This window comes from Xanthobacter sp. BG11Y11_SDJG, from assembly GCF_057364445.1.
The window spans coordinates 1-3,911 of record NZ_JBNFNU010000397.1 but is presented as its reverse complement, the minus strand read 5'-3'; the positions used below and the strand labels follow the sequence as shown (position 1 = coordinate 3,911).

Here is a 3,911-nt window from a genome sequence, read left to right as displayed (position 1 = left end):
GGCCGCCCCGCCGGTATCGGCGGAGGAGGCGAAGCCCGTCCCGGCTGCGCCGTCCGCCCCGGCTGAACGCGCGCGGCCCCAGCCGCTGCCCGCCAACGAGGCGCTGGCGGACGCCATCTTCATCGACAAGCAGGAGGGCCGCCGGATCGCCGGCAAGCTGAAGGTCACGGCCATCGACCTCAACGGCGACGGCGCCAACGAGGCCATCGTCACCGTCACTGATCCCGGCTGGTGCGGCGAGAACGGCTGCACCATCCTCGTGGTGGACCTTTCGGGCGGCCAGGCGCGCACCATCGGCGAGTTCATCGGCCAGAGCCTCACCCCCGGCAAGGGCCGCACCGGCGAGTGGCGCGATCTGGTGCTGCGCGGCCCTACCGGCCAGGAAGTGCAGAACTACGTGGACGGCCGCTACCGCTGACCGCCCCACGCCCGCTTGACTTGTCAAGCGCGCTGGCCGCCACCTAACATGCCCGGCTTTATCCGGGGTGGCGGCAAGAGACAGGCGGTTGTTCGGATGTCCGACGCGTTGCGCATAGCCCATGGGGCATTCGGCCGGGTGGCCCTGCTCGACATGGACCGTTCGCTGGTGCGCCATGCCCACCCCCATTGCCACGTCCTCATCAAGGTGGGCGGGGACGACACCCAATTCCTGGTGGGCGAGCGGGTGGCGCCGCTCACGGATGAGTGCGCAGTGCTGGTGAACGCCTGGGAGCCGCACGCTTACGTGCACGACCCGCGCCGCGAGAACGCGCTGATCCTCGCGCTCTATATCGAGCCGGACTGGCTGGTCTCGTTCCGCCCCAACTGGGGGGCGAGCGGGACGTTCGGTTTCTTCGACAAGTCGGCGGGCGCCATCACCTCGCGCATCCGCGGCACGGCGCTGGACCTTGCGAGCGAGATGGTGCTCGACCCCGCGTCCGGCAGCCGGCAGGAGCGCCTGCTCTCCGATCTCATGATCGCGGTGATCGAGCGCTTCACGCCGTGGCGCACGGTGGGCTCCTCGCTGCGCGAGCTGGCGCGCTCCAGCGCCGTCGACTGGCGCGTGCGCAAGACCATCTCGCTGATGCGCCAGGACCCGACCGCGCCGCTCTCCATCGAGCGCCTGTGCCGCGAGGCCGGCATGTCGCGCTCGCACTTCTTCCGCGTGTTCGAGGAGTCCACCGGCGTGACGCCGCACGTCTTCCTCAACGTGCTGAAGGTGGAGATGGCGGTGGGGGCGGTGATCGATTCCGAGGAATCCTTCACCACCATCGGCGACCGCCTCGGCTTCAGCGCGCCGACCCATTTCACGCGCTTCTTCCGCGATCACTGCTCAGTCTCGCCGCGCGAATTCCGGACGGTTGCGCGCCTCGGTCGGTGATCGCCGCGCTTTATGGGACTATTTGGTCAAAGATGGGACCGCCGCCTCTAGTCCCTCGCGGCCGCTCCTGATTGTTTGCCTTCCAAGGCGCCGGACGAGCGCCAGGGGAGGATTGACGATTGCGCGCTGAGAGCGTCGCCTATACGGGCCAGTCATTGCCGAGGGTCGAGGACGCGGCGCTCCTGTCGGGGCGCGGGCGCTTCATCGACGATCTCGGGGTGCGCCCCGGCACGCTGGAGGCGGCGATCCTGCGCTCGCCGCACGCGCACGCCGACATCCTCTCCATCGACACCTCCGCCGCCCTGGCGCTGCCCGGCGTGGTGGCGGTGGTCACCGGGCGCGACCTCGCGGCCCTCACCCTGCCCATGGTGGCGGGGCTGAAGGTGAACGTCGAGAACTGGCCCATGGCGGTCGAGCGGGTGCGCTATGTGGGCGAGCCCGTGGCCGTGGTGGTGGCGCAGACGCGCTATCTGGCGGAAGACGCGCTCGACGCCGTGGCGGTGGAGTATGCGCCGAAGCCGGCGCTGCTCGATCCCATGGCGAGCATCGAACCCGGCGCGGTGCTGCTGCACGACGCGTCCGGCGGCAATCTCGTGAGCGACCGGCGCTTCTCCTATGGCGACCCGGAAGGCGCGTTCGCCGCGGCGGAGCGGGTGTTCGAGATCACCGTGCGCTACCCGCGCAACACCGGCGCGCCCATGGAGACGTTCGGCATCGTCGCCGATTACGACCCGCACGAGGGGGTCTACGACATCCTCGCCAATTTCCAGGGCCCGTTCTCCATCCACACGGTGCTGGCGCGCACCCTCAAGGTTCCCGGCAACCGGCTGCGCATGCGCATGCCGCCGGATTCCGGCGGCAGCTTCGGCGTCAAGCAGGGGGTCGCCCCCTATGCGGCGCTGATCGCGGTGGCGGCGCGCATCGCCGGCCGGCCGGTGAAGTGGATCGAGGACCGCCTCGAGCACCTTGTCGGCGCGGTGGCGGCGACCAACCGCGTCACCACCCTGAGGGCCGCCGTGACCGCCGAGGGGCGCATCACCGCCCTCGATTTCGACCAATTGGAGGATTGCGGCGCCTATCCGCGCGCGCCCGAGCCGGCGACGCTCTACCGCATGCACGGCAACATGACGGGGGCGTACGACATCGCCCACGTCGCCATCCGCAACCGCGTCGCGCTCACCAACAAGGCCCCCACCGGGCTGGTGCGCGGCTTCGGCGGGCCGCAGGTCTATTTCGCGCTGGAGCGGCTGGTGGAGCGGATCGCCGCGGGGCTCGGCCTCGACCCGCTCGACGTGATCCGCCGCAACCTCATTGCCTCGGGCGCCTTCCCCTATCGCACCGCCACCGGCGCGCTCTACGATTCCGGCGACTTCCCGGCGGCGGTCGAAATGGCGACCGGGGAGGGCCGGTACGCCGAGCTGATCGCCCGGCGCGCGGCGGCCCGCGCCCAGGGCCGGCGCTACCGGATCGGCCTGGCGGCGGTGGTGGAGCCCTCGGTCTCCAACATGGGCTACATCACCGCGGTGCTCACCCCGCAGGAGCGCGCCAAGGCCGGGCCGAAGAACGGCGCCCAGGCCTCCGCCACCGTCGCCATAGATCCCACCGGCACGGTGAGCGTCACAACCGCCTCCACGCCCCAGGGCCAGGGCCACCGCACGGTGCTGGCGCAGGTGGTGGCCGACGTGTTCGGCCTTGCGCCCGCCGACGTGCGCGTGATCTGCGAGCTCGACACCGGCAAGGACGCCTGGTCCATCGCCTCGGGCAATTATTCGAGCCGCTTCGCCGCCGCGGTGGCGGGCGCCGCGCACATGGCCGCGACCCGTCTCAGGACCGGCTGGCGCAGGTGGCGGCCGCCCAGTTCCAGGCGCAGCCGGCCGACATCTCGTTCGCGGGCGGCAAGATCCTCGCGGCGGGCGGCGCCTCCGCCCCGTTCGCGCGCATCTCCGCGCTCAGCCACTGGTCGCCCGGCGTGCTGCCCGAGGGCGTCGATCAGACCATCCGCGAGACCGCCTTCTGGACCCCGCCGGAGCTGACCGCGCCGGACGCCGCCGACCTCGTGAATTCCTCGCTGTGCCACGGCTTCATCTTCGACATGTGCGGCGTCGAAGTGGACACGGTGTCCGGCGCGGTGCGCATCGACCGCTACGTGACCATGCACGACTGCGGGCGGGTGCTGCATCCCGGCATGGTGGAGGGGCAGATTCGCGGCGCCTTCGCCCAGGCGCTCGGGGCGACCTTCTTCGAGGAATTGGCCTATGCCGAGGACGGCGCGTTCCTGACCGGCACGTTCGCCGACTATCTCCTGCCCACCGCCACCGAGATGCCGGACCTTGAGATCCTGCATCTGGAGACGCCGTCGCCCTTCACGCCGCTGGGTGCCAAGGGCGTGGGGGAGGGCAATTGCATGTCCACCCCGGTGTGCATCGCCAATGCGGTGGCGGACGCGCTTGGCGCCGTCGATATCACGCTGCCGCTGACGCCGGCGCGCGTCGCTGCGCTGGTGGAGCGTCCCGAGCCGGCCCCGCCGGAAGGCGCCGCGGCGCAGCCTGCG

2 protein-coding genes and 1 pseudogene are annotated in these 3,911 nt (G+C 71.1%); all 3 read left to right on the top strand.

The features are described from left to right. The coding region (locus AC2W7M_RS21545) for a hypothetical protein (RefSeq protein WP_486134792.1) at window positions 1–418 on the top strand (418 nt) is incomplete at its 5' end. A 96-nt stretch (window positions 419–514) separates the two neighbouring features. Continuing rightward, complete coding sequence (locus AC2W7M_RS21540; protein WP_486134790.1) at window positions 515–1,360, top strand: helix-turn-helix domain-containing protein; 846 nt, start codon at window positions 515–517, stop codon at window positions 1,358–1,360. A gap of 119 nt (window positions 1,361–1,479) precedes the next feature. After that, window positions 1,480–3,911 (top strand): annotated as a pseudogene (locus AC2W7M_RS21535) (xanthine dehydrogenase family protein molybdopterin-binding subunit); the annotation flags it as partial.

Coding starts and splice junctions, on each gene's coding strand:
- AC2W7M_RS21540 (WP_486134790.1), top strand. CDS start 515: ATGTCCGACGCGTTGCGCATAGCCCATGGGGCATTCGGCCGGGTGGCC.